Genomic DNA, 19412 nt, shown 5'->3' with positions numbered 1-19412 from the left:
GGCGGTCCCCCCTCCCCAAGCACAGCTTGGGGAGGAATGGGTTACCCCTCGTGGTTTCGTCCGAAATCCTCGCGCGCATCGTCCTGGCCCTGGTCGATGATCGAGCGGCGGATGGTGCGGGTGCGGCTGAACAGGTCGAACAGTTCGTCGCCCTTGCCCCAGCGGATCGCGCGTTGCAGCTGGCTCAAATCCTCGGAAAAGCGCTGGAGCATCTCCAGCACCGCCTCGCGATTGGTCAGGAACACGTCGCGCCACATGGTCGGGTCCGATGCGGCGATGCGGGTGAAGTCGCGGAAGCCGCCCGCCGAATATTTGATGACCTCGGACTGGGTCACCTCCTCCAGGTCGCTGGCGGTGCCGACGATGGTATAGGCGATCAGGTGCGGCAAATGGCTGGTGACGGCCAGCACCCGGTCGTGATGGTCGGGGGCCATCGTCTCGACATCGGCACCCAGCCTCCGCCAGAATTCGGCGACCCGCTCGACGGCGAGTTCATCCGCGCCTTCGGGCGGGGTGACGATGCACCAGCGCTTCCGGAACAACGTGGCGAAGCCCGCCTCCGGCCCGCTGCGCTCGGTGCCCGCGACCGGATGCGCGGGGATGATCGTCGCGCCGGGCAACGCCTCGGTCAGCGCGGCCAGGACCGAACCCTTGCAGCTGCCGACGTCGGACACGATCGCTTCGGCGGGCAGGTCGTCGGCGAACTCAGCCGCGACCGCACCCATCGCGCCGACCGGCACACACAGGATGACGAGATCGGCGTCGATCACGCTCGCCCCCGCCGTGTCCGCCACGTCATCGGCCAGATCGAGCGCGCGCACCGTCTCGCGCACCGCCGGATCGGCGTCATAGGCGGTGATCCGCGCGGTCGGCATCGCTTTCCGCGTCGCCCGCGCGACCGAGGAGCCGATCAGGCCGAGCCCGATGATGGTGATCCGCGCGAAGGGTAGCATCAGGCCCCCTTCGCCTCCGACTCGACCATCTGGCGAAGCGCGGCGACGACGCCCTTCACCTCATCCTCGGTGCCGATGGTGATGCGCAGGCCATGGCCCAGTCCCTGGCTGGGCAGCCAGCGGACGATATAGCCGGCGTCCATCAGCCCGTGATAGGCACGCTCGGCGGTCAGTGCGCCCTCGAACAGCACCAGCGAGAAGTTCGCCTTGGACGGCACGCAGCGCAGGCCCGCATTGCCGAGGCTCGCGATCTGCTCCTCGAACCAGCCCAGCCACTGGGCATTGTGCGTGCGCGACGCCTCGACGAATACGCGGTCGCGGATCGCCTCGATCGCGGCATTCTGCCCGGCGATGGTCACGTTGAACGGCGCGCGGATGCGGTGCAGTGCGTCGATGATGGGGGCTGCGGCATAGCCCCAGCCGATCCGCTCGGCGGCCAGGCCGTGAATCTTCGAGAAGGTGCGCGACACCAGCACGTTGCCCGTCCGCTCGGCCAGCGCCAGCCCGCCATCATCCTCGCCCGGCTCCAGATATTCGGCATAGGCCTGGTCGAGGACCAGCAGGACATGGGGCGGCAAGCCGGCGTGCAGCCGCGCGATCTCGCCCGCGCCCGCATAGGTACCGGTCGGGTTATTGGGATTGGCGACGAAGACGACCTTGGTCTTGTCCGTCACGGCGCCTAGAATCGCGTCGACATCGGTCGCGTAATCATGGTCGGCGACCACCACCGGCTCTGCGCCGACGCGCCGCGTCGCGATTTCATAGACCGCAAAGCCGTAGCGGACATGGATGATCTCGTCCCCCGGCCCCGCGAACGCGCCCGCCGCAAGGTGGAGGATTTCGTCCGAGCCGGTGCCGTAGATGATCCGTGCCGGGTCCAGCCCATGCACCGCGCCGATGGCTTCGCGCAGCGCAGTCGCGCCCGGATCGGGGTAACGCTCCAGCTGCGTGGCGGCGGCGGCGAAGGCGGCGCGCGCCTTTTCGCTGGTGCCCAGCGGATTCTCATTGGCCGAAAGCTTGATGACCTTGCGCCCGTCAGCGGTCGTCGCGCGGCCGGGGACATAAGGCGCGATGGCCTGGACCCAGGAGATCGGTTCGGGGGCTTTGAGATCGGTCATGGGACCCGCCATAGCGGCCATGTACTTGCGTTGCCAAGCATCGCGGCCTAGCGGATATCGCTCCATGGCCGCTTCCGTTTCCGCGCAATCCCTTAGCGACGACCAGCGTTTCGGTCTGTCGCGGCATGTCGTGCTGCCCGGGCCGCTTCGGCTCGACGGTGGCGGACTGCTGTCCCCGGTCGAGATCGGGTATGAGACCTATGGCACGCTGAACGCCGATGGCTCCAACGCCATCCTGATCTGCCACGCGCTGACCGGCGACCAGCATGTCGCCTCGCCCCATCCGCGCACCGGCAAGCCCGGCTGGTGGACGCGATTGGTGGGGGAAGGCAAGCCGATCGACCCGGCGCGGCATTTCATCATCTGCTCGAACGTCATCGGCAGCTGCATGGGATCGTCCGGCCCCGCGACCATCGATCCCTCGACCGCCGAGCCCTGGGCGATGCGGTTCCCGGTCATCACCATCCGCGACATGGTGCGCGCGCAGGCCATGCTGCTCGACCATCTGGGCGTGGGGCAGCTGAAGGCCGTGGTCGGCGGATCGATGGGGGGCATGCAGGCGATCAGCTGGGCCGCGACCTTCCCCGAACGCGTGCGCGCCTGCGTCATGGTCGCCTCGACCGCGCGGCACTCGGCGCAGAACATCGCGTTCCACGAGGTCGGGCGGCAGGCGATCATGGCCGACCCGAAATGGCGCAGCGGCGCCTATTACGAGTCGAACGATCCCCCCGCGGCGGGCCTGGCCGTCGCGCGGATGGCGGCGCACATCACCTATCTGTCCGAAGCGGGGCTGACCGAGAAGTTCGGGCGGCGGCTCCAGGCGCGGCCCGACCGGCCGGACGGCGCGAAGAGCTTCGGCTTCGACGCGGATTTCCAGGTCGAGAGCTATTTGCGGCATCAGGGGTTGAGCTTCGTCGACCGGTTCGACGCCAACTCCTATCTCTACATCACCCGCGCGCTCGATTATTTCGATCTGGCCGAGGAGCATGGCGGGCTGCTCGCCAATGCCTTCCGGGGCACGGCCACGCGCTTCTGCATCGTCAGCTTCGACACCGACTGGCTCTATCCCACCTCCGAGTCGCGCAGCGTGGTGCAGGCGCTGAACGCGGCCGGTGCGGCGGCCAGCTTCGTCGAGCTGTCCAGCCCGTACGGCCACGATGCCTTCCTGCTCGAGGCGCCCGAGATGAACCGGGTGATCGACGGCTTCCTGCGGGCCGAGCCATGAGCGAGGTGCTGCGTCCCGATCTGGCGATCATCGCGCGCCACGTCGCGCGCGGCGCCCGCGTGCTGGATATCGGTTGCGGCGACGGCCAGCTGATGGCGGCGTTGCGCGACGAAGCGGGGGTGGACGCGCGTGGGCTGGAGATCGATCCGGCCAATGTCGCCTCGGCGGTGGCGCGCGGGCTGGCGGTGGTGCAGGGCGATGCCGATGTCGACCTGGCGGGCTATCCCGACAAGGGGTTCGACTATGCGATCCTCAGCCAGACGCTGCAGACCGCCCGCGCTCCCGACCAGGTGCTCGACCATCTGCTGCGGATTGGCCAGCGTGCCTTCGTCTCCTTCCCCAATTTCGCGCATTGGCGGGTGCGGATGTCGCTGCTGTGGGGCGGGCGGATGCCGGTCACGCCGCTGCTGCCCGAACAATGGTATGACACGCCCAATATCCATCATGTGACGATCGACGATTTCCGCGCCTTTGTCCGTCAGCGGCGGATCACCGTCGAGGGCAGCTGGTTCCTGTCGCGCGGTCGCCCGACCAGCGCGGCGGCCGCCAATTTCCGGGCCGAACATGCGGTGTTTTTGTTGCGTCGGTGAAATGACAACAATAGCGGAACTTTATCTGGATCAAGAGTGTTGACCCGGAAAGTGACGGGAATTTGACATGAGCCAAACCGCCCTGATCGTGGAAGACGAGATTTTCGTGGCCCTCGATCTGGAGCGCATCCTGACCGACGCCGGCTATAATGTGGCCGGAATCGCGGCGGATAGCCGCTCCGCGATAGAGTGTGCACCGGGCTGCACCTTCGCCTTTGTCGACGTCAACCTGCGCGACGGCGCGACGGGGCCCGAGATCGCGCGCCGTATCGCCGAGGATTATGGCGTAAAGATCGTGTTCGTCACCGCCAATCCGTCGCAGATCGGCAATGGGATCGAGGCGCTGGGCTATATCCGCAAGCCGTTCAGCGAGCGCGCCATCCTCGCTGCCGCCGCGCTGGCGACGGGGGCCGGACAGGCCGCTCCGGAGGATGTCATCCCCCTGGGCATCGCCATGTAGGCAATGGACCGGCGCCACTCGCGCCGGTGATCCTCGTTACCGGCAGGGTCCCGTGCCCGGCGGACGGCTGAACGCCGCCAGCGGCACCTCGATCGTCACGACCAGTCCGTCCCGCTGCCAGTCGCGGCGAACCTTGCCGCCCAATTGGCGGACCGCCGACAGTTCGACCAGTTGCGAACCGAAGCCGCTATGATCCGGCGTCGCATCCAGCTTCGGCCCGCCCATCTCCTGCCAGCAGAGCGTTACCATCTCGCCATCGTCGCGGCGGACGGCCAGTTCGACATGGCCGGTCGGGATCGACAGCGCGCCATATTTGGCGGCATTGGTCGCCAGTTCATGGAACAGCAGCGCCAGCGGCGTCGCCGAACGATCGTCGACCGACACATCGTCGCCGGTGACCTGGATGCGCGAGACGTCTTCGTCGCCGCGATAGGGCTCGAACAGGTCGCCGAGCAGCCCGTGCAAGGAATCCTGCCGCGCCTTGGGCCGGGACTGGGGGCTGTGCGGGCGGACGAAGTCATGCGCGCGGCCCAGTGCGGTGATCCGGTCGCGCAGGTCGCTGGCGATCCCGACAAAGCCCGGATGGCTGCGCGCGGCAAAGGCGATCAGGCCAGAGATCACCGCGAAGATGTTCTTGATCCGGTGGCTGAGTTCCTGGCTGACGATCTCGCGTTCTTCCAGCGCGAGCTTCTGCTCGTGAATGTCGGTGCAGGTGCCGAACCAGCGGGTGATGTTCCCCTCGGCATCGCGGATCGGCAGCGCGCGGCCCAGCACCCAGCGATAGGTGCCGTCGCTGTGCCGCAACCGATATTCGATCTGATAGGGCTCGCCGGTCGCCAGGCTGTGCCGCCACCGGGTCCAGGCGCGCTCCTGGTCCTCGGCATGGAACATGCCGTTCCAGGCCTCGCCATCGGTCGAGCCGTCGGGCATCCCCGTAAACTCGTACCAGCGGGCATTGTAATAGTCGTGAAAGCCGTCGGGCTGTGTCGACCAGACCATTTGCGGCATGGTGTCGGCCAGGGTGCGAAAGCGCTGCTCGCTGTCGGCGACGCGCGCCTCGGAGGCTTCGACCGCCTGCTCATGCTCGCGCCGGGCGCGGCGGTCCTGCAAGCGCCCCATGACGGCGGTGGCGAGCACTTCCAGCCCGCGCCGCTGGAACGGGGTCAGCCCTTCGGGCCGGGGTTCCGGCGAGATGACGCAGATCGCGCCCAGCGGGATGCCCTCGCGCGAAAGCAGCCTGGCCCCCGCATAGAAGCGGATATGCGGCGGCCCCTTCACCAGCGAATAATCGGCAAAGCGCACATCGCGACGCGCGTCCGGGACGACCATCGTCTCGGCGCGCCCGACCATCACATGCGCGCAGAACGACGTATCGCGCGGCGTCTGATCGGCGTCGATGCCGACCGTCGCCAGGAATTGCTGGGTTTCCTCCTCGACCACGCTGACCAGCGCGATCGGGGTGCCGCACAGTTCGGAGGCGAAGGCGGCCAGATCGTCGAGCTGGCCGCTGTCGCGATAGCCCGCCAGATCATAGGCGCGGATGACGGCGGCGCGGTCGGCCTCATTCATGGACGTGGGGGCGGGGATCTCCGCCACGCTCACGCCATGACAGGTCGTCGCATCGTCTTCCGGCGTCTTGTCCATCTCCGCCTCTCAGGGAAACCGTGTCCGATCAGAACGGAACGTCGTCGTCCAGATCGTCGGCGAAGCCGCCGCCCTGTCCGAACCCGCCACGGTTGCCCCCGTTCCCGCTATGGTTCCCGCCGCCGCTCTGGTTGCCCGATCCGCCGCGCGATCCACCGCCATAGCCGCCGCCCGAAGACCCGCCGCCAAAGCCGCTCGACCCGCCACCGAAGTCGCCGCCGCCGAAATCGTCACCGCCGCCAAAGTCGCTGCCGCCGCGGCCACCGCCGCCGCCACCCTGACCGCCACCGGGGCCGTCGAGCATGGTCAGCACCGAGTTGAAGCCCTGCAGCGTTACCTCGGTCGAGTAACGATCGTTACCCTGCTGGTCCTGCCACTTGCGGGTGGTCAGCGCGCCCTCGATGTACACCTTGGAGCCCTTGCGCAGGAAGCGCTCGGCGACATTGGCCAGACCCTCGTTGAAGATCTTGACCGTGTGCCACTCGGTCTTTTCCTTGCGCTCGCCGCTGTTGCGGTCCTTCCACGATTCCGACGTGGCGATGCGCAGCTCGACCACCTTGCCGCCATTCTGGAAGGAGCGGCTCTCGGGATCGCGTCCCAGATTGCCGACGAGAATCACCTTGTTGACGCTGCCCGCCATGTATCAGTCCTGTATCTTGCCTAGAGGCCGGCGAATATGGCCAGCCAGTATGTGATGCCCGCCATGACATAGGCGGTCACGAAGAGATACCCTACCATGAAGGCGGGCCACTTCCAGCCATTGGTTTCCCGACGCGTCACCGCGATCGTGGAAATGCACTGCGGCGCGAAGACGAACCACATCAGGAAGGCGAGCGCGGTGGGCAGCGACCAGTTGCGCTTCAGCTTGTCGGTCATCGCCTTCTGCCCGCCCTCATGCTCGGTATCGTCGATGGCATAGACGGTGCCGATGGCGGCCACGGCGACTTCACGCGCGGCCATGGCGGGGACGAGGGCGAGTGCGATGTCGCGGTTGAAACCGATCGGGCGGACCACGACCTCGATCCCGCTCGCGATGCGGCCCGCGATCGAATAATCGACCGGCGAGATGCCCGAGCCTTCCGGCGGCTTGGGGAAGGAGAGCAGCGCCCACAGGATGACGGTGGTCAGCGCGATGGTGGTCCCGGCGCGCTTCAGGAAGATCAGCGCGCGGCTCCACAGGCCCAGCAGGACGTCACGCAGGCGCGGCCACTGATATTTGGGCATCTCCATCATGAAGCCCGACGACGCGCCCTTGGTGACGGTGCGGCGGAGCAGCAGCGCCGCGACGAACGCCCCGACGATGCCCATCAGATAGAGGCCGAGCAGCACCAGACCCTGCAAACCGACAAAGGGCAGCACCTGCCGATCCGGAATGAAGGCGCCGATGATGATGGTGTAGACGGGCAGCCGCGCCGAACAGGTCATCATCGGCGCGATCAGGATCGTGGTCAGCCGGTCCTTCTCGTCATCGATGGTGCGCGTCGCCATGATGCCGGGCACCGCGCAGGCGAAGGAAGAGAGGAGCGGGATGAACGCGCGTCCCGACAGCCCGACCTGCGCCATCAGCCGGTCCAGCAGGAAGGCGGCGCGGACCATATATCCGGTCGCCTCCAGCACCAGGATGAAGAGGAACAGGATCAGGATCAGCGGCAGGAAGACGAGGACCGCGCCGACACCGGCGATCAGGCCGTCGGTGATCAGGCTGCGGAACCAGCCCTCGGGCATGGCCGCGCTGGCCTGGGCTTCCAACCAGACAAAGCCCTGTTCGATCCAGCCGACCGGCGCTTCCGACCAGGCGAAGACCGCCTGGAACATGATGAAGAGCAGCCCGACCAGCAGGATCGGCCCGGCAATGGGATGCAGCGCGACCGAGTCGAGCATGTGCGTCCAGCGGCGCGTCGGCGTCTCGGCCACGGTCGCGCTGGCGGCGATCTGGCGGGCGCGGCGTTGCAGCGTGACGATATCGTCTATCCGGTCGGCGGCGGCGACGGGCTGGCTGCGGCTTTCCGTGACCAGCCGGTCGATCTCGGCCTTCAGCGTGTCGAGGCCGCGACGACGGACGGCGACGGTCGGGATGACCGTCACGCCCAGCTCGCGCGCCAGGATATCGGCGTCGAGCGTCAGGCCGTCGCGTTCGGCCAGGTCGACCATGTTGAGCGCGACCACGACCGGCAGGCCGAGCGCGATCAGCTGAAGCGTGAAGCGCAGGTGATTGTCGAGATTGGCGGCATCGACCACCACGACCAGCGCGTCGGGACGACGCTCGCCCGCCTGCGACCCCATCACGACGTTGCGCGTAACCTGTTCGTCCAGGCTGCCGGGATCGAGGCTATAGGCGCCGGGCAGGTCGACCAGCTCGACCGGGCGACCGTCGTCGAGCACCAGTCGGCCCGAATGACGCTCGACGGTGACGCCGGGATAGTTGCCCACCTTCTGCCGCGCGCCGGTGAGCGCGTTGAACAGGGCGCTTTTGCCGGCATTGGGATTGCCGACGAGCGCAACCAGCGGTGCGGCGTTCATTACGTTCGGTCGGACCTCAAGCGCCCGTCGCGACGCGGATCGAGGCGGCGACCCGGCGACGCAGCGCCACGGTCATGCGGCCGATCCGGCAGGCGATGGGACCACCGCCCAGCGTGGCACGGTGCAGCACTTCTACGCCGACCCCTTCGTCGAAGCCCAATTCACGCAGGCGGCGCGCCTCGGGCAGCGCCAGCTGGGTCCAGTCGATCGCGGCCACGGTCGCCGGTTGCCGCCGGGGAAGGGTTTCGAGACTGCTGAGCATCGCCATACAGCGTACATAACGCCGGTGCGATTGATTATCAATTACCCGTTGATGAAATGGATGTTGGGGTTGGAAGTCGAGGTCCGGGGCGTGGGCTTCGACTTCGCTCAGCCTGAACGGCTGTTGGTACCCAAACTCGATATCTCGCCCGGTTTAGCCATTCCCCCGCTCCGTTCAGCCTGAGCGAAGTCGAAGGCCAAGGGAATCACATCAAACCGCCGGATACCGCAACCGCCCGATAAACCGCGACAGGCTGGGCATATTCTCGCCGCGCTTGGCGAAGCCGGCCTTCCACTTCTCGAACCGCATGATCCCCTCGATCCGCCGCGCCAGAAAGGCACGGGTGTCGGCATGATCCTCGCTCTCGTCGTTCAGGAACACCGCGATGGTCGATCCATAGACCGCGAACAGCGTCGCGCGCTTGGTATAATGGTTGTAATCGGTCGCGGTGTCGCCCGCCTGCGCCCAAATGGCATCGACCGTGCGCCAGCCGAGTCGCGCACCGCTGGCGGCGTTTTGCGGCATGGCCAGGATGGTCAGCGCCCGGCGCAGCGCCTCGCGATTCGGGGCGACGGCGGCCAGCCGCGCCTCGACCAGTGCGGTGATGCGCTGGCGGATTTTCATTTGCGCGGCCTGTTCGGCGGGCACGGCCTCGACCATGGCCTGGTCGATCGATGCGAACCAGGCGTCGATCATCGCGACCGCGCCGTCCTTGAAGGCGAGTCGCGCAATGTCGCGGTCGACGCCCGCCGCGTCCGCCGCCATGTCGCGGGCATCGTCGCCCCAGCCGTCGAACGCGGCGTTGGACGCGATGCCGTCCGCCAGCAGCGCGCGCACCTCGTCGAGAGTCAGGTCCTGAACATCGGTCATGGCAGCCTCGGTCATCATCTCACCCGTCGTCCCTATTGCCCGGCTTGGCAACCGCCGATCCGCGCCGGACCAGCACCAGCGCGGCGGCGACCATCGCGACGCCCACCAGATCGGGCAGCGCCAGCGTCTCGCCGTAAACCACCCAGCCGATCGCGGTCGCGACGATCGGCTGTACCAGCAGCGCGACCCCTACGACCAGCGGGCTGAGCAGCCCCAGCGCATAGATCATCAACCCCTGGCCGACGATCTGGCTCCCCAGCGCCAGCAGCACCAGCGGGGTCCAGTGGCCGGGCCATATCCGCTCGCCCAGCGCCAGCGCAAAGAGGAACAGCGGCAAGATGCTGGCGATGGTCGACCAGGCAAGCGCGGGGATCGGCGGCATCGCGATCCGCACCCGCGCCATCAGGATGAAATAGAGCGCATAGAGCACGCCCGCCAGCACGCACATCAGATCGCCGACCAGATGGCGCGGATCGACCTGATAGCTTCGCCCCATCAACAGCCCCGCACCCAGCGCCGCCAGGAGCAGCGCCAGCCCTTGCACCCGCGACGGCCAGGCGCGGGCCGCCAAAAAGCCATAGAGCGGGAAGATGAAGGTCGCCGAATTGCCGAACAGCGTGGCATTGGCCATCGTCGTCTGGCGGATGCCGATATGCCAGGCGCCCAGATCCCCGGCAAAGGCGATCCCGCCGACCAGCAACAGCATCCACAATCCGGTCTGTGCCCGACCCGGCGCCCGCGGCCGTGCGCGACCCAGCCATGCGGCCAGCGCCAGCATGGGGGCGGCCAGGGTGATCCGCCAAAAGGCCGAGGCGACCGGCCCGGTATCCGCCATCCGCACGAACAGCGGACCAAAGGCGAGCGCGACATTGGCAAGGATGACCGCGGCGAAGGCCAGCGGTGGCGTCGCCTTGGGCCCGCTCCGGTCCGACAGACCATCGCTTTCAGTCTGTTCACTTTTTCTTGGGGGGGCGGACACGGGCATGGGCTCCCTTAACGCCCTATCTGCGTTGCGTCAGGCCGGAAAGGCCGCAAAAGGATTGCATTTGATGCCAACGCTCTTCGACCCCATCGATCTCGGGGCGATCCACGCCCCCAACCGTATCCTCATGGCGCCGCTGACCCGCGCCCGCGCCACGCGCGAGGCGATGCCGACGCCGATCATGGCGCAATATTATGCCCAGCGCGCCAGCGCGGGCCTGATCATCTCCGAAGCCACCGGCATCAGCCGCGAAGGGCTGGGCTGGCCCTATGCGCCGGGCCTGTGGACCGACGAGCAGGTGGCGGCCTGGAAGCCGGTGACCGACGCCGTGCACAAGGCGGGCGGCCGGATCGTCGCGCAGCTCTGGCATATGGGTCGTCAGGTACACAGCTCGGTCACCGGGATGCAGCCCGTGTCTTCCTCGGCCACCCGCACCGAGGGGCAGGCGCACACCTTCGAGGGCAAGCAGGATTTCGAGACGGCGCGCCCGCTGGAGCTGTCGGAAATCCCGCGTCTGCTCGACGATTATGAACTGGCGACGCGCAACGCGCTGGCCGCCGGGTTCGACGGGGTGCAGATCCATGCTGCCAACGGCTATCTGATCGACGAATTCCTGCGCGACGGGGCGAACCACCGCGAGGACGCCTATGGCGGCTCGCCGGAGAATCGCATCCGCCTGCTCCGCGAGATTGCCGAGCGCGTCATTTCGGTTGCGGGCAAGGAGCGGGTCGGCGTCCGTCTTTCGCCCAATGGCGACAGCCAGGGTGTGGACGACAGCGATCCCGCCTCGGTCTTCGTGCCCGCCGCGAAGATGCTGTCGGATCTGGGGATCGCCTTCCTCGAACTGCGCGAACTGGGACCGGACGGCACCTATGGCGCGAGCGACGTGCCCAAGCTGTCGCCGCAGATTCGCAAGGTGTTCCAGGGGCCGCTGATCCTCAACAGCGACTATGACAGCCGCGAAAAGGCGCAGGCCGCGCTCGATTCGGGCGTCGCGGACGGGATCGCGTTCGGCCGAACCTTCCTGGCCAACCCCGACCTGCCCGAGCGGCTGCGCACCGATGCGCCGCTCAACGAGAGCGATATGAAGACCTGGTACAGCCAGGGGCCGGAGGGGTATATCGATTACCCCACGCTGGACGAGGCCGCGCGGGCGGCGTGAGTGACGGGGGCGGGGGGCTTCTCCCGCCCTTTCCCTTCGCCGGAGCGGCTCTTCCTCGACCCGTTCAGCCTGAGCGAAGTCGAAGGCCAAGGGCAACCCTTGCGACAAGGGCGGAACGTGCGCTTCGACTTCGCTCAGCGTGAACGGAGGTGCGGGCGCTATCCCGCGCTCTCCAATCGGTCGATGAAGCGTGTCATCTGCTCCCGCACCGTCTCGCGCATTTTCGGATTGATCAGCAGCATCGGCGCGACCCACATGATCGGAATCACGAAGCCGAGCAGCGCCCACAGGATCACCAGCGCCACCAGGCCAGCCCCCGCATAACGCAGCTTCTGCATCGCACCGGCGTCCAGCGTCAGGGTGCGCGGCCCCTTTGAGTCGTAAAAACCGGCGGTCGTCCAGGCCCCACCGCCGTCGAAGCGCAGCTTCTCCGGCAGCTTCAATCGAGGCATGCTCCTGTCCATCGGGCGGGGTGCCTGAGTCTGACGGGTAGGTAGCGTCCTGCCCGCCTGGGTGTCGATCACCTCCAGCCGCCGACCCCGCTCGACGACGCGAAAACGGGAGGGCGGCATGTCGGTCATTGCGCGCGTGCTGTTCGCCGGGCCCGCCACTGGTCGGCGCTCTGGCCCCAGGCATCGACGCGGAAATTCTCCAGCGGGGCGGGCAGCCTCACCGGTCCCTCATTCGCCGCGCCCAGCCGCTGAGCCAGCTTGATCGAGCCCCTATTCTCCGGGTCGATGGTGTGGATCACATGATCCCAGCCGAGCACATCGACCGCATAGTCCATCGCCGCGCATGCCGCCTCATAGGCATAACCGCGCCCGGCGAACTCGCGCGCGACGCCCCAGCCGACCTCGCGCCCCGGCCAGCCCTCGGGTTGCCAGGGGCCGATCCGCCCGACCCAACGGCCGGTGTCGCGCTCGATCACGGAAAACATCGCGAAGCCGCGCACGCTCCATGCGCCGACCATGGTGCACATATTGCGCCACGCCGCCCCGCGCGCCTGGACTCCGCCGAGGAAGCGCATTGTCTCTTCCTCGGCATGGAAGGCCGCCCATGCCTCGAAATCCTCCGCCGAGGGGAGACGTAAGGTCAGCCGCTCGGTCTGGAGGACGGGGGATGTCACCCGAACCGGCCCTTCAACGCCAGCATGGCGAGCGCCGCCTTGGCCGCCTCGCCGCCCTTGTTCTTCTCGTCGGGCTTGGCGCGGGTCAGGGCCTGCGCCTCATTCTCGGTGGTGATGATGCCGTTGCCAATAGGGAGGCCATCCATGGTCAGCGCCATCAGCCCGCGCGCGCTTTCGTTCGACACGATCTCGAAATGATAGGTCTCGCCGCGGATCACCACGCCGATCGCGACGAAGGCGTCGTAACGGCCCGTATCCGCCGCCATCGCCACCGCACCGGGGATTTCCAGCGCGCCGGGAACGGTGATCGTCTCATGGCTGTGGCCCGCTTCCTCGATCGCGGCGCGCGCGCCCGACAGCAGCAGGTCGTTCAGATGCTCGTAGAAGCGCGCCTCGACGATCAACACATGCGCCATCAGGCGTCTCCCTCAAAATTTTCGATGCGACGTTCGCCGACGATCGACAGGCCATAGCCGTCGAGGCCGATCAGCGTGTGATGGGTGTTGGTCAGCAGCACCATGTCCTGCACGCCCAGTTCGGCCAGGATCATCGCGCCGACGCCGTAATCGCGCAATTCCTCCATATCGATCTGCACCTCCTCACCGGCCTTCAGGCGGACGGCGGTGGTAAAGGCGTCGGTGCGCGGGCGGTTGATGACGACGATCACGCCCGAGCCTTCCTCGGCGATCATGCGCATCGACTTGGCGAGCAAGGCGCCGCGTGCGCCCGCCTCGCCGAACACATCGGCGAAGGGCGACAGGGCGTGCATGCGCACCAGGACCGGCTGGTCGGTGTCGAGCTTGCCCTTGACCAGCGCGACCTGCTCGGTTCCCGTCGCCTTGTTGCGATAGGCGCGCGCGGTCCAGGTGCCGCCCCATTCGCTCTCGAACGTGGCTTCGGACTGCAACTCGACCAGATGGTCGTAGCGGCGGCGATAGGCGATCAGGTCGCGGATCGTGCCGATCTTCAGGTTATGGAGCTGCGCGAACGACACCAGGTCGTCCATCCGCGCCATCGTCCCGTCCTCGTTCATGATCTCGCAGATTACGCCCGAGGGGTTGAGGCCCGCCAGCCGCGCGACATCCACCGCCGCCTCGGTATGGCCCGCGCGCACCAGCACGCCGCCGTCGCGCGCGACCAGCGGGAAGACATGGCCCGGCGTCACCAGCGCATCGGGCCCGTGGCTGGCGTCGATCGCCACCGCGATGGTCCGCGCGCGGTCGGCCGCGGAGATGCCGGTGGTCACGCCCTCGCGCGCCTCGATCGAGATGGTGAAGGCGGTTTCGTGCCGCGTCCCGTTCTTCGGGCTCATCAGCGGCAGGCCGAGCGTGTCGACCCGCTCGCGCGTCATCGCCAGGCAGATCAGCCCGCGCCCGTGCCGCGCCATGAAGTTGACCTTCTCCGGCGTCGCCATCTGGGCGGGGATGACCAGATCGCCTTCATTCTCGCGGTCTTCGTCATCGACCAGGATGAACATGCGGCCGTTGCGCGCCTCGTCGATGATTTCTTCGGGGCTGGACAGGAAACCGCGCCGCAGACCGGCCAGCGTGTCGGGATTAGCGGCCACGATAATGCTCCATGCGCTGCAGATACCGGGCGAGCACGTCGATCTCGATATTGACGCGCTGGCCCTCAGTGATGCCGCCCAGCGTGGTGACGGCGGCGGTGTGGGGGATGATGTTCAGGCCGAAGACGGTGCCATCCGGGCCGTCCTCGACGCTGTTGACGGTCAGGGAGACGCCATCGACCGTCACCGAACCCTTGGTCGCCATGAAGGGGGCGAGGTCGGACGGAACGGCCACGAACACGCGGTGCGATCCGCCTTCCTGCCCGACCGACACGACATGGCCGACACCGTCGACATGGCCGGTGACGATATGACCGCCCAGCTCGTCGCCCAGCTTCATCGCGCGTTCCAGGTTCAGGCGCTGGCCGGTCGTCCACTGGTCGGCGGTGCGCCCGATCGTCTCGGCCGAGACGTCGACGGCGAACCAGTCGGGGCCTTTCTCGACCACGGTCAGGCAGACGCCCGAACAGGCGATCGATGCGCCCAGGTCGATGCTGGCCGTATCATAGGCGGTGGCGATGACGACTCGCGTGTCGCCGCGCGTTTCCACGGCGGTGACGGAGCCGATGTCGGTGACGATCCCGGTAAACATATCAGTCGCGCTCGTAGACCTCCAACCGGTCGCTGCCAAGCATCCGTGAATCGGCCAGCCGCCAGCGGCCATGCGCCTCGGCCAGACGGGGGAGGCCGATATCGCCCAGCGCCGCGCGCCCCTCGCCGATCAGGATGGGCGCCCGATAGAGGAGCAGCCGGTCGACCAGATCACCGGCCAGGAAGGCGGAGGCGGTCTGCGCCCCCCCCTCGACCATCAACCGGTCGACGCCCGCCAGATCGGCGATGGCGGCGGGGGAGGGGATGGTGTCCCAGCCCGCTTCGGGGGTGCGGGAGAGCAGGATACGGCGTGGGGCGTGCGACTCGAGGCCGGGCAGGCGGACATCCAGCCTGGGCGAATCCGCCTCCAGCGTGCCGCGCCCAACGAGGATCGCCTCGTGGCGGCTGCGCTCCAGATGGGTGTGGGCGCGGGCTTCCGGCCCGGTGATCCAGCGGCTCTCGCCATCGGGACGGGCGATCTTCCCGTCGAGCGAGGTGGCGAGCTTCAGCGTGACGAAGGGGCGCCCTTGCGCGCGGCGGGTCAGGAAGCCCGCGATCATCGCGCGCGCTTCCGCTTCGCGCACGCCGGTCGTCACCGCAATCCCGGCGGCGCGGGCGCGGGCAAAGCCTTGGCCATCGGTGCGCGGATCGGGATCGCCCATCGCCGCGACGATCCGCGCGACTCCGGCGGCAATCAGCAGGTCGGTGCAGGCAGGTCCGCGCGTCGAGACATGCGCGCAGGGCTCCAGCGTGACATAGGCGGTGGCCCCCCACGCCGCCTCGCCCGCCTGGGCCAGCGCCATCGCCTCGGCATGGGGGCGGCCGCCTGCCTGCGTCCAGCCGCGCCCGACCACGCGACCTTCGCGGACCAGCACGCACCCGACATTGGGATTGGGCGCGGTCCGCCCGACGCCGCGATCCGCCAGCGCCAGTGCCGCCCCCATCCAGCGCCGATCGGTCAGATGCCCCACTTGCTCAGCGCGTCGTCGACCTTTTTGAATTCGGCCTGTCGCTGTTCCTTGGCGGCCTTTTCCTCGGCCAGCCGCTCCTTCTTCTTCACATAGTCGATCTTCTGCTGCGCCTTGATCTGCACATCGGTGCGGTCGGCGGGCCATTGTTCGACATAGATGATGTCGGGTTTGTACGGCACCGGCACATAATCGTCGCGCGCAAAGGCGTAGATGAAGAAGCCGGTGATCCCGACCGCGATCATCAGGAAGACCAACTCATAGGGCTGGCGCTGCGACAGGAAGAGCCGCAGGTCGCGGATCGCGCGGACGGGGGAGAAGCGGCCGAAGAACGACATGGGGGGAATGTAGGCGTTGCGGGCGTGGGATGCCAGTGGGGACGGGTTGGTCTCGGTGAGACACATAACCCTCCCCCATCCCCTCCCGCCTGCGGGAGGGGCGTGCCAAGCATAAAGCTCACGGATTCTCGAACCCTCGGATCTGGCCGCTCCCCTCCCGCAAGCGGGAGGGGATGGGGGAGGGCATGTGTCTCACCGAGACTGCCATTGACGAGCATCACGCAACACGAAAAAGGGCGGCCGCATCGCGACCGCCCCCTTCATTCCCGCGAGGGAAACCGTCAGCGAATTACGCGACGGTCTTCATCTTCTCGGCCGCGACCGCCAAGCGGTTGCTGAGCGGCTGGGCGATCTCGCCGGCCAGCTTCATCATGTGCTCGGTCGAGCGCGAGGTCTCGGCGACCATCGAGTCGAAGCTCGAACGGGCGAAGTCCGACTGCAGCTTCATGAACTCGGTCGGCGACTTGACCTGCGACAGGGTCTGCATGACCTGGCTGACCTGCTCGAACGAGCGCTTGGCATAGTCGGCCGCGCCCTGGCCCAGCGTCTCGGCGCCCTTGGCGGCGATCTTCGACGATTCGACGACCGCTTCCAGATTTTCCTTGTTGAAGGCGACCATGTCTTCGAACAGCTTGGCGCTCTTCTCCATGCCGGCCTGGGTGCGGGCCTGGGCTTCGCCGAACATTGCCTGGGTCTTGGCGGCGGTGTCCTTGGCGGCGTTTTCGATGGTGCTCGTGGCTTCCATGATGGTGTCCTTGGGCTTTGAGTCCGCCGAAACCGCGGCGGTCGGGGAAGAAAGGGTTGGTGATGCCAGTTCCGGTGTCGGTGCGGCGGGCATGGCCGCCTCGACCGGCTTGGCCGCCGGAGCGGGAGCCTCGGCTACCGGCTCGCTCGGAGCCTTGGCTGCCGGAGCGGGCTTGGCCACTGCCGGGGCAACGGCAACGGGTGCGGCCACGACCGGCGCGACGCTCTTTTCCACGGCCTTGGCCGGAGAGGTCAGCGGCAGGCCGGGGCTGGGGGGCGCGACCGTCTTGGCGACGGGTGCCGCAACCGCAGGCTTGGGATCGGAAGGGGGATCGGAGGGAAGACCGGGCAACGTCTTCGCGGCGGCCGGTTTGGCGCTGCGACGAGGCTTGGCCGCCGACTTCGCGGCGGGGACGGTCGGCTTGGTCTTGTCCAACAGCACTCTCCCGATTTGTTGCGCTGCACAATAGCGATTCGAAGCTACCAGATCAAGTCTATTGTGCAGTGCAACAAAACCGAAACTAACGCTGTCTGACGTAGCGTCCGGGCGCTTCGTCGAGGGCGGGAAGGGCGCCCTCGCCCGGCACCCGCGCGCCCGTGACCGCGACAGTGGCGGAGTCGCGCTGGCGCAGCCAGGCGGCCCAGTCCGGCCACCAGCTGCCCTTGGTCTCGGTCGCGCCCGCGACGAATTCGGCCAGCGTCGCGGCGGGCTGATCGTTGGTCCAATATTGATATTTGCCCGAGGCGGGCGGGTTGACCACGCCCGCGATATGCCCCGATCCCGCCAGCACGAAGCGCAAGGGGCCGGTGAACGCCTCGGTGATCTTCCACACGCTTTCGGCCGGCGCGATATGATCCTCGCGCCCCGCCTGGACATAGGCGGGGGTGGCGACCTTCGTCAGGTCGAGCGGCACGCCCGCCACCGCCATCGCGCCCGGCTTCACCAGCAGATTGTCGCGGTAGAGATCGGTCAGATAGCTCAGATGCCATTTGGCGGGCAGATTGGTGACGTCGCCATTCCAGTGGAGCAGGTCGAACGGCACGTAATCGCGCCCCAACAGATAGTTGTTGGTGACGTAATTCCAGATCAGGTCGCGCCCGCGCAACAGGTTGAACGTCATCGCCAGATAGCGCCCGTCCAGATACCCCTCGGGCGACAGGGTCGAGATCAGCTTCAACTGCTCGTCATCGACGAAGTGGAGCAGCTCGCCCGCCTTCGAGAAATCGACCTGCGCGGTAAAGAAGGTGGCGCTGGCGACCTTCGCCGCCTCGCCCTTCGCGGAGAGCCAGGCCAAGGTCGCGGCCAGCGTCGTGCCCGCCACGCAATAGCCGACGCTGTGCACCGACTCGACCGACAGCAGGTCGCGCACCGTATCGATCGCCTCGACTTGCGCGGTGACGTAATCGTCCCAGATCACGTCCTTCATCGTGGCGTCGGCGGACTTCCACGATACCATGAAGACGCTGAACCCCTGGTCGACCAGCCATTTGATCAGGCTTTTCTCGGGCGCCAGGTCGAGGATGTAGAAGCGGTTGATCCAGGGCGGAAAGATCAGGATTGGCACCGCCGCCACCTGTTCGGTGGTCGGGGTATAGTGGATCAGCTCGTACAGGTCGGTGCGCTTGACGACCTTGCCCGGCGTCGCGGCCAGGTTGCGCCCGATCTCGAAGGCGCGCGAATCGCTGTGCGTCAGCTGCCCACGGCCCATGTCGGCGAGCATGTTCTGAAGGCCCTTGAGCAGATTCTCGCCGCGCGTCTCGACGATCTTGTCGAGCACTTCCGGGTTGGTCGCGGGGAAGTTGGTCGGGCTCATCGCGTCGATAAAGCCTTGCGCGGCGAAGCGGATCTGCTCCTTCTGCTTCGGGTCGACGCCCTCGATCGCATCGACGCCGCGCAGCATATGGTCGGAGACGACCTGATAGCTCTGCCGGATCCAGTCGAAGAGCGGCGACTGCCACTGCTCGGCCTTGAAGCGGCGGTCGGGCTTGGGCGCGACGCTGGGCTCGGCGGCGGGGTCGACGAATCGCTGCCACAGCTTCATCGAATCGGACCAGAAGTCGCGGACCCGGCCCATCGTGGCGGGGTCGTTGAAGCCCGGCACCACCGGCATGCCCTCGGGCGGGGGCGACAGCGCGGCCTCCATCATCATCTGCTGCGCCCGGCCCATCACCCAGGTCCAGTGTTGCAGCTCTTCCAAGGTGGGCATGGCAGGGACTGTCGCGGGGCGGGCCGTCATCGCATCCTCTCGTTCGTATAACCCCGTCTTAGCGTCAGGATATTGCGCCGTCATG

At 67.3% G+C, this 19412-nt stretch carries 21 protein-coding genes; 4 read left to right on the top strand and 17 right to left on the bottom strand.

The features are described from left to right. Window positions 1-41: 41 nt before the first annotated feature. Both ACWKSV_RS12930 and hisC read right to left on the bottom strand, forming a co-directional pair. Window positions 42-953 (bottom strand): prephenate/arogenate dehydrogenase family protein, encoded by a 912-nt coding sequence (locus ACWKSV_RS12930; RefSeq protein WP_076714231.1) that lies wholly within the window; start codon window positions 951-953, stop codon window positions 42-44. Continuing rightward, complete coding sequence (gene hisC, locus ACWKSV_RS12925; protein WP_076717750.1) at window positions 953-2071, bottom strand: histidinol-phosphate transaminase; 1119 nt, start codon at window positions 2069-2071, stop codon at window positions 953-955. Before hisC ends, ACWKSV_RS12930 begins: the two co-directional genes overlap by 1 nt. A gap of 64 nt (window positions 2072-2135) precedes the next feature. Between hisC and metX the strand changes: the two genes are divergently transcribed. The 3 genes from metX (at window position 2136) to ACWKSV_RS12910 (ending at window position 4346) form a co-directional block, all read left to right on the top strand. After that, window positions 2136-3296, top strand: coding sequence for a homoserine O-acetyltransferase MetX (gene metX, locus ACWKSV_RS12920; protein ID WP_191864745.1), 1161 nt, complete (start codon window positions 2136-2138; stop codon window positions 3294-3296). Further along, window positions 3293-3886 carry a methionine biosynthesis protein MetW gene (metW, locus tag ACWKSV_RS12915; RefSeq protein WP_076714229.1) on the top strand — a complete coding sequence of 198 codons (594 nt, stop codon included), beginning with the start codon at window positions 3293-3295 and terminating at the stop codon, window positions 3884-3886. Before metX ends, metW begins: the two co-directional genes overlap by 4 nt. A gap of 67 nt (window positions 3887-3953) precedes the next feature. After that, window positions 3954-4346, top strand: a complete 393-nt coding sequence (locus ACWKSV_RS12910) for a response regulator (protein ID WP_076714227.1) — start codon at window positions 3954-3956, stop codon at window positions 4344-4346. A 36-nt stretch (window positions 4347-4382) separates the two neighbouring features. Here the strand turns inward: ACWKSV_RS12910 and ACWKSV_RS12905 are convergent, their stop codons facing one another. From ACWKSV_RS12905 to ACWKSV_RS12880, 6 genes are all read right to left on the bottom strand, one after another. Further along, window positions 4383-5915, bottom strand: coding sequence for a sensor histidine kinase (locus ACWKSV_RS12905; protein WP_076717748.1), 1533 nt, complete (start codon window positions 5913-5915; stop codon window positions 4383-4385). Window positions 5916-6018: 103 nt separating this feature from the next. Then, window positions 6019-6630: a single-stranded DNA-binding protein gene (ssb, locus tag ACWKSV_RS12900; RefSeq protein ID WP_076714225.1), complete on the bottom strand. Its 612-nt coding sequence runs from the start codon at window positions 6628-6630 to the stop codon at window positions 6019-6021. 20 nt (window positions 6631-6650) lie between these two features. Then, window positions 6651-8510 (bottom strand): ferrous iron transporter B, encoded by a 1860-nt coding sequence (gene feoB, locus ACWKSV_RS12895; protein WP_076714223.1) that lies wholly within the window; start codon window positions 8508-8510, stop codon window positions 6651-6653. Between the two features lie 16 nt (window positions 8511-8526). Beyond that, a complete protein-coding gene (locus ACWKSV_RS12890; RefSeq protein ID WP_042488197.1) occupies window positions 8527-8778 on the bottom strand; it encodes a FeoA family protein in 252 nt (83 codons plus the stop codon). 204 nt (window positions 8779-8982) lie between these two features. Further along, entirely contained in the window at window positions 8983-9657 is a 675-nt protein-coding gene (locus tag ACWKSV_RS12885) for a COQ9 family protein (protein WP_076717746.1), read from the bottom strand. 4 nt (window positions 9658-9661) lie between these two features. Beyond that, window positions 9662-10627 carry a DMT family transporter gene (locus ACWKSV_RS12880; protein WP_076714221.1) on the bottom strand — a complete coding sequence of 322 codons (966 nt, stop codon included), beginning with the start codon at window positions 10625-10627 and terminating at the stop codon, window positions 9662-9664. 64 nt (window positions 10628-10691) lie between these two features. Between ACWKSV_RS12880 and ACWKSV_RS12875 the strand changes: the two genes are divergently transcribed. Then, complete coding sequence (locus tag ACWKSV_RS12875; RefSeq protein ID WP_076714219.1) at window positions 10692-11786, top strand: alkene reductase; 1095 nt, start codon at window positions 10692-10694, stop codon at window positions 11784-11786. A gap of 158 nt (window positions 11787-11944) precedes the next feature. On the opposite strand, the gene ACWKSV_RS12870 is transcribed toward ACWKSV_RS12875, so the two are convergent. The 9 genes from ACWKSV_RS12870 to ACWKSV_RS12830 form a co-directional block, all read right to left on the bottom strand. After that, window positions 11945-12367, bottom strand: a complete 423-nt coding sequence (locus tag ACWKSV_RS12870; protein WP_172839602.1) for a hypothetical protein — start codon at window positions 12365-12367, stop codon at window positions 11945-11947. After that, window positions 12364-12912 (bottom strand): GNAT family N-acetyltransferase, encoded by a 549-nt coding sequence (locus ACWKSV_RS12865; RefSeq protein WP_076714216.1) that lies wholly within the window; start codon window positions 12910-12912, stop codon window positions 12364-12366. Before ACWKSV_RS12865 ends, ACWKSV_RS12870 begins: the two co-directional genes overlap by 4 nt. Continuing rightward, window positions 12909-13328, bottom strand: a complete 420-nt coding sequence (gene ribH, locus ACWKSV_RS12860; RefSeq protein WP_076714215.1) for a 6,7-dimethyl-8-ribityllumazine synthase — start codon at window positions 13326-13328, stop codon at window positions 12909-12911. The genes ACWKSV_RS12865 and ribH overlap by 4 nt, the downstream gene beginning before the upstream one ends. Further along, window positions 13328-14479 (bottom strand): 3,4-dihydroxy-2-butanone-4-phosphate synthase, encoded by a 1152-nt coding sequence (gene ribB, locus ACWKSV_RS12855; RefSeq protein WP_076714213.1) that lies wholly within the window; start codon window positions 14477-14479, stop codon window positions 13328-13330. The genes ribH and ribB overlap by 1 nt, the downstream gene beginning before the upstream one ends. Continuing rightward, the gene (locus ACWKSV_RS12850; protein ID WP_076714211.1) at window positions 14469-15071 is read right to left on the bottom strand and encodes a riboflavin synthase; all 603 of its coding nucleotides are present in this window, start codon (window positions 15069-15071) and stop codon (window positions 14469-14471) included. Before ACWKSV_RS12850 ends, ribB begins: the two co-directional genes overlap by 11 nt. 1 nt (window position 15072) lies before the next feature. Beyond that, a complete protein-coding gene (ribD, locus tag ACWKSV_RS12845) occupies window positions 15073-16014 on the bottom strand; it encodes a bifunctional diaminohydroxyphosphoribosylaminopyrimidine deaminase/5-amino-6-(5-phosphoribosylamino)uracil reductase RibD (protein ID WP_076717745.1) in 942 nt (313 codons plus the stop codon). Between the two features lie 14 nt (window positions 16015-16028). Then, a complete protein-coding gene (locus tag ACWKSV_RS12840) occupies window positions 16029-16376 on the bottom strand; it encodes a hypothetical protein (RefSeq protein ID WP_056436216.1) in 348 nt (115 codons plus the stop codon). A 289-nt stretch (window positions 16377-16665) separates the two neighbouring features. Next, window positions 16666-17556 (bottom strand): phasin family protein, encoded by an 891-nt coding sequence (locus tag ACWKSV_RS12835; RefSeq protein ID WP_156884151.1) that lies wholly within the window; start codon window positions 17554-17556, stop codon window positions 16666-16668. Window positions 17557-17641: 85 nt separating this feature from the next. Further along, window positions 17642-19327 carry a PHA/PHB synthase family protein gene (locus ACWKSV_RS12830; protein WP_443026373.1) on the bottom strand — a complete coding sequence of 562 codons (1686 nt, stop codon included), beginning with the start codon at window positions 19325-19327 and terminating at the stop codon, window positions 17642-17644. Window positions 19328-19412 lie beyond the last annotated feature (85 nt).

It is taken from the genome of Sphingomonas sp. SphC10 (assembly GCF_057004845.1).
This window is presented reverse-complemented; position numbering and strand designations above follow the sequence as displayed.

Excerpts from the sequence above, each read along its gene's own strand:
- ribH (WP_076714215.1), bottom strand. The coding sequence starts at position 13,328 with ATGGCGCATGTGTTGATCGTCGAGGCGCGCTTCTACGAGCATCTGAAC.
- ACWKSV_RS12880 (WP_076714221.1), bottom strand. The coding sequence starts at position 10,627 with ATGCCCGTGTCCGCCCCCCCAAGAAAAAGTGAACAGACTGAAAGCGAT.
- ribD (WP_076717745.1), bottom strand. The coding sequence starts at position 16,014 with ATGGGGGCGGCACTGGCGCTGGCGGATCGCGGCGTCGGGCGGACCGCG.
- ssb (WP_076714225.1), bottom strand. The coding sequence starts at position 6,630 with ATGGCGGGCAGCGTCAACAAGGTGATTCTCGTCGGCAATCTGGGACGC.
- ACWKSV_RS12830 (WP_443026373.1), bottom strand. The coding sequence starts at position 19,327 with ATGCCCACCTTGGAAGAGCTGCAACACTGGACCTGGGTGATGGGCCGG.
- ACWKSV_RS12890 (WP_042488197.1), bottom strand. The coding sequence starts at position 8,778 with ATGGCGATGCTCAGCAGTCTCGAAACCCTTCCCCGGCGGCAACCGGCG.
- hisC (WP_076717750.1), bottom strand. The coding sequence starts at position 2,071 with ATGACCGATCTCAAAGCCCCCGAACCGATCTCCTGGGTCCAGGCCATC.
- feoB (WP_076714223.1), bottom strand. The coding sequence starts at position 8,510 with ATGAACGCCGCACCGCTGGTTGCGCTCGTCGGCAATCCCAATGCCGGC.
- ACWKSV_RS12905 (WP_076717748.1), bottom strand. The coding sequence starts at position 5,915 with ATGAATGAGGCCGACCGCGCCGCCGTCATCCGCGCCTATGATCTGGCG.
- metW (WP_076714229.1), top strand. The coding sequence starts at position 3,293 with ATGAGCGAGGTGCTGCGTCCCGATCTGGCGATCATCGCGCGCCACGTC.
- ACWKSV_RS12885 (WP_076717746.1), bottom strand. The coding sequence starts at position 9,657 with ATGACCGAGGCTGCCATGACCGATGTTCAGGACCTGACTCTCGACGAG.
- ACWKSV_RS12840 (WP_056436216.1), bottom strand. The coding sequence starts at position 16,376 with ATGTCGTTCTTCGGCCGCTTCTCCCCCGTCCGCGCGATCCGCGACCTG.
- metX (WP_191864745.1), top strand. The coding sequence starts at position 2,136 with ATGGCCGCTTCCGTTTCCGCGCAATCCCTTAGCGACGACCAGCGTTTC.
- ACWKSV_RS12930 (WP_076714231.1), bottom strand. The coding sequence starts at position 953 with ATGCTACCCTTCGCGCGGATCACCATCATCGGGCTCGGCCTGATCGGC.
- ACWKSV_RS12910 (WP_076714227.1), top strand. The coding sequence starts at position 3,954 with ATGAGCCAAACCGCCCTGATCGTGGAAGACGAGATTTTCGTGGCCCTC.
- ACWKSV_RS12870 (WP_172839602.1), bottom strand. The coding sequence starts at position 12,367 with ATGACCGACATGCCGCCCTCCCGTTTTCGCGTCGTCGAGCGGGGTCGG.
- ACWKSV_RS12875 (WP_076714219.1), top strand. The coding sequence starts at position 10,692 with ATGCCAACGCTCTTCGACCCCATCGATCTCGGGGCGATCCACGCCCCC.
- ACWKSV_RS12850 (WP_076714211.1), bottom strand. The coding sequence starts at position 15,071 with ATGTTTACCGGGATCGTCACCGACATCGGCTCCGTCACCGCCGTGGAA.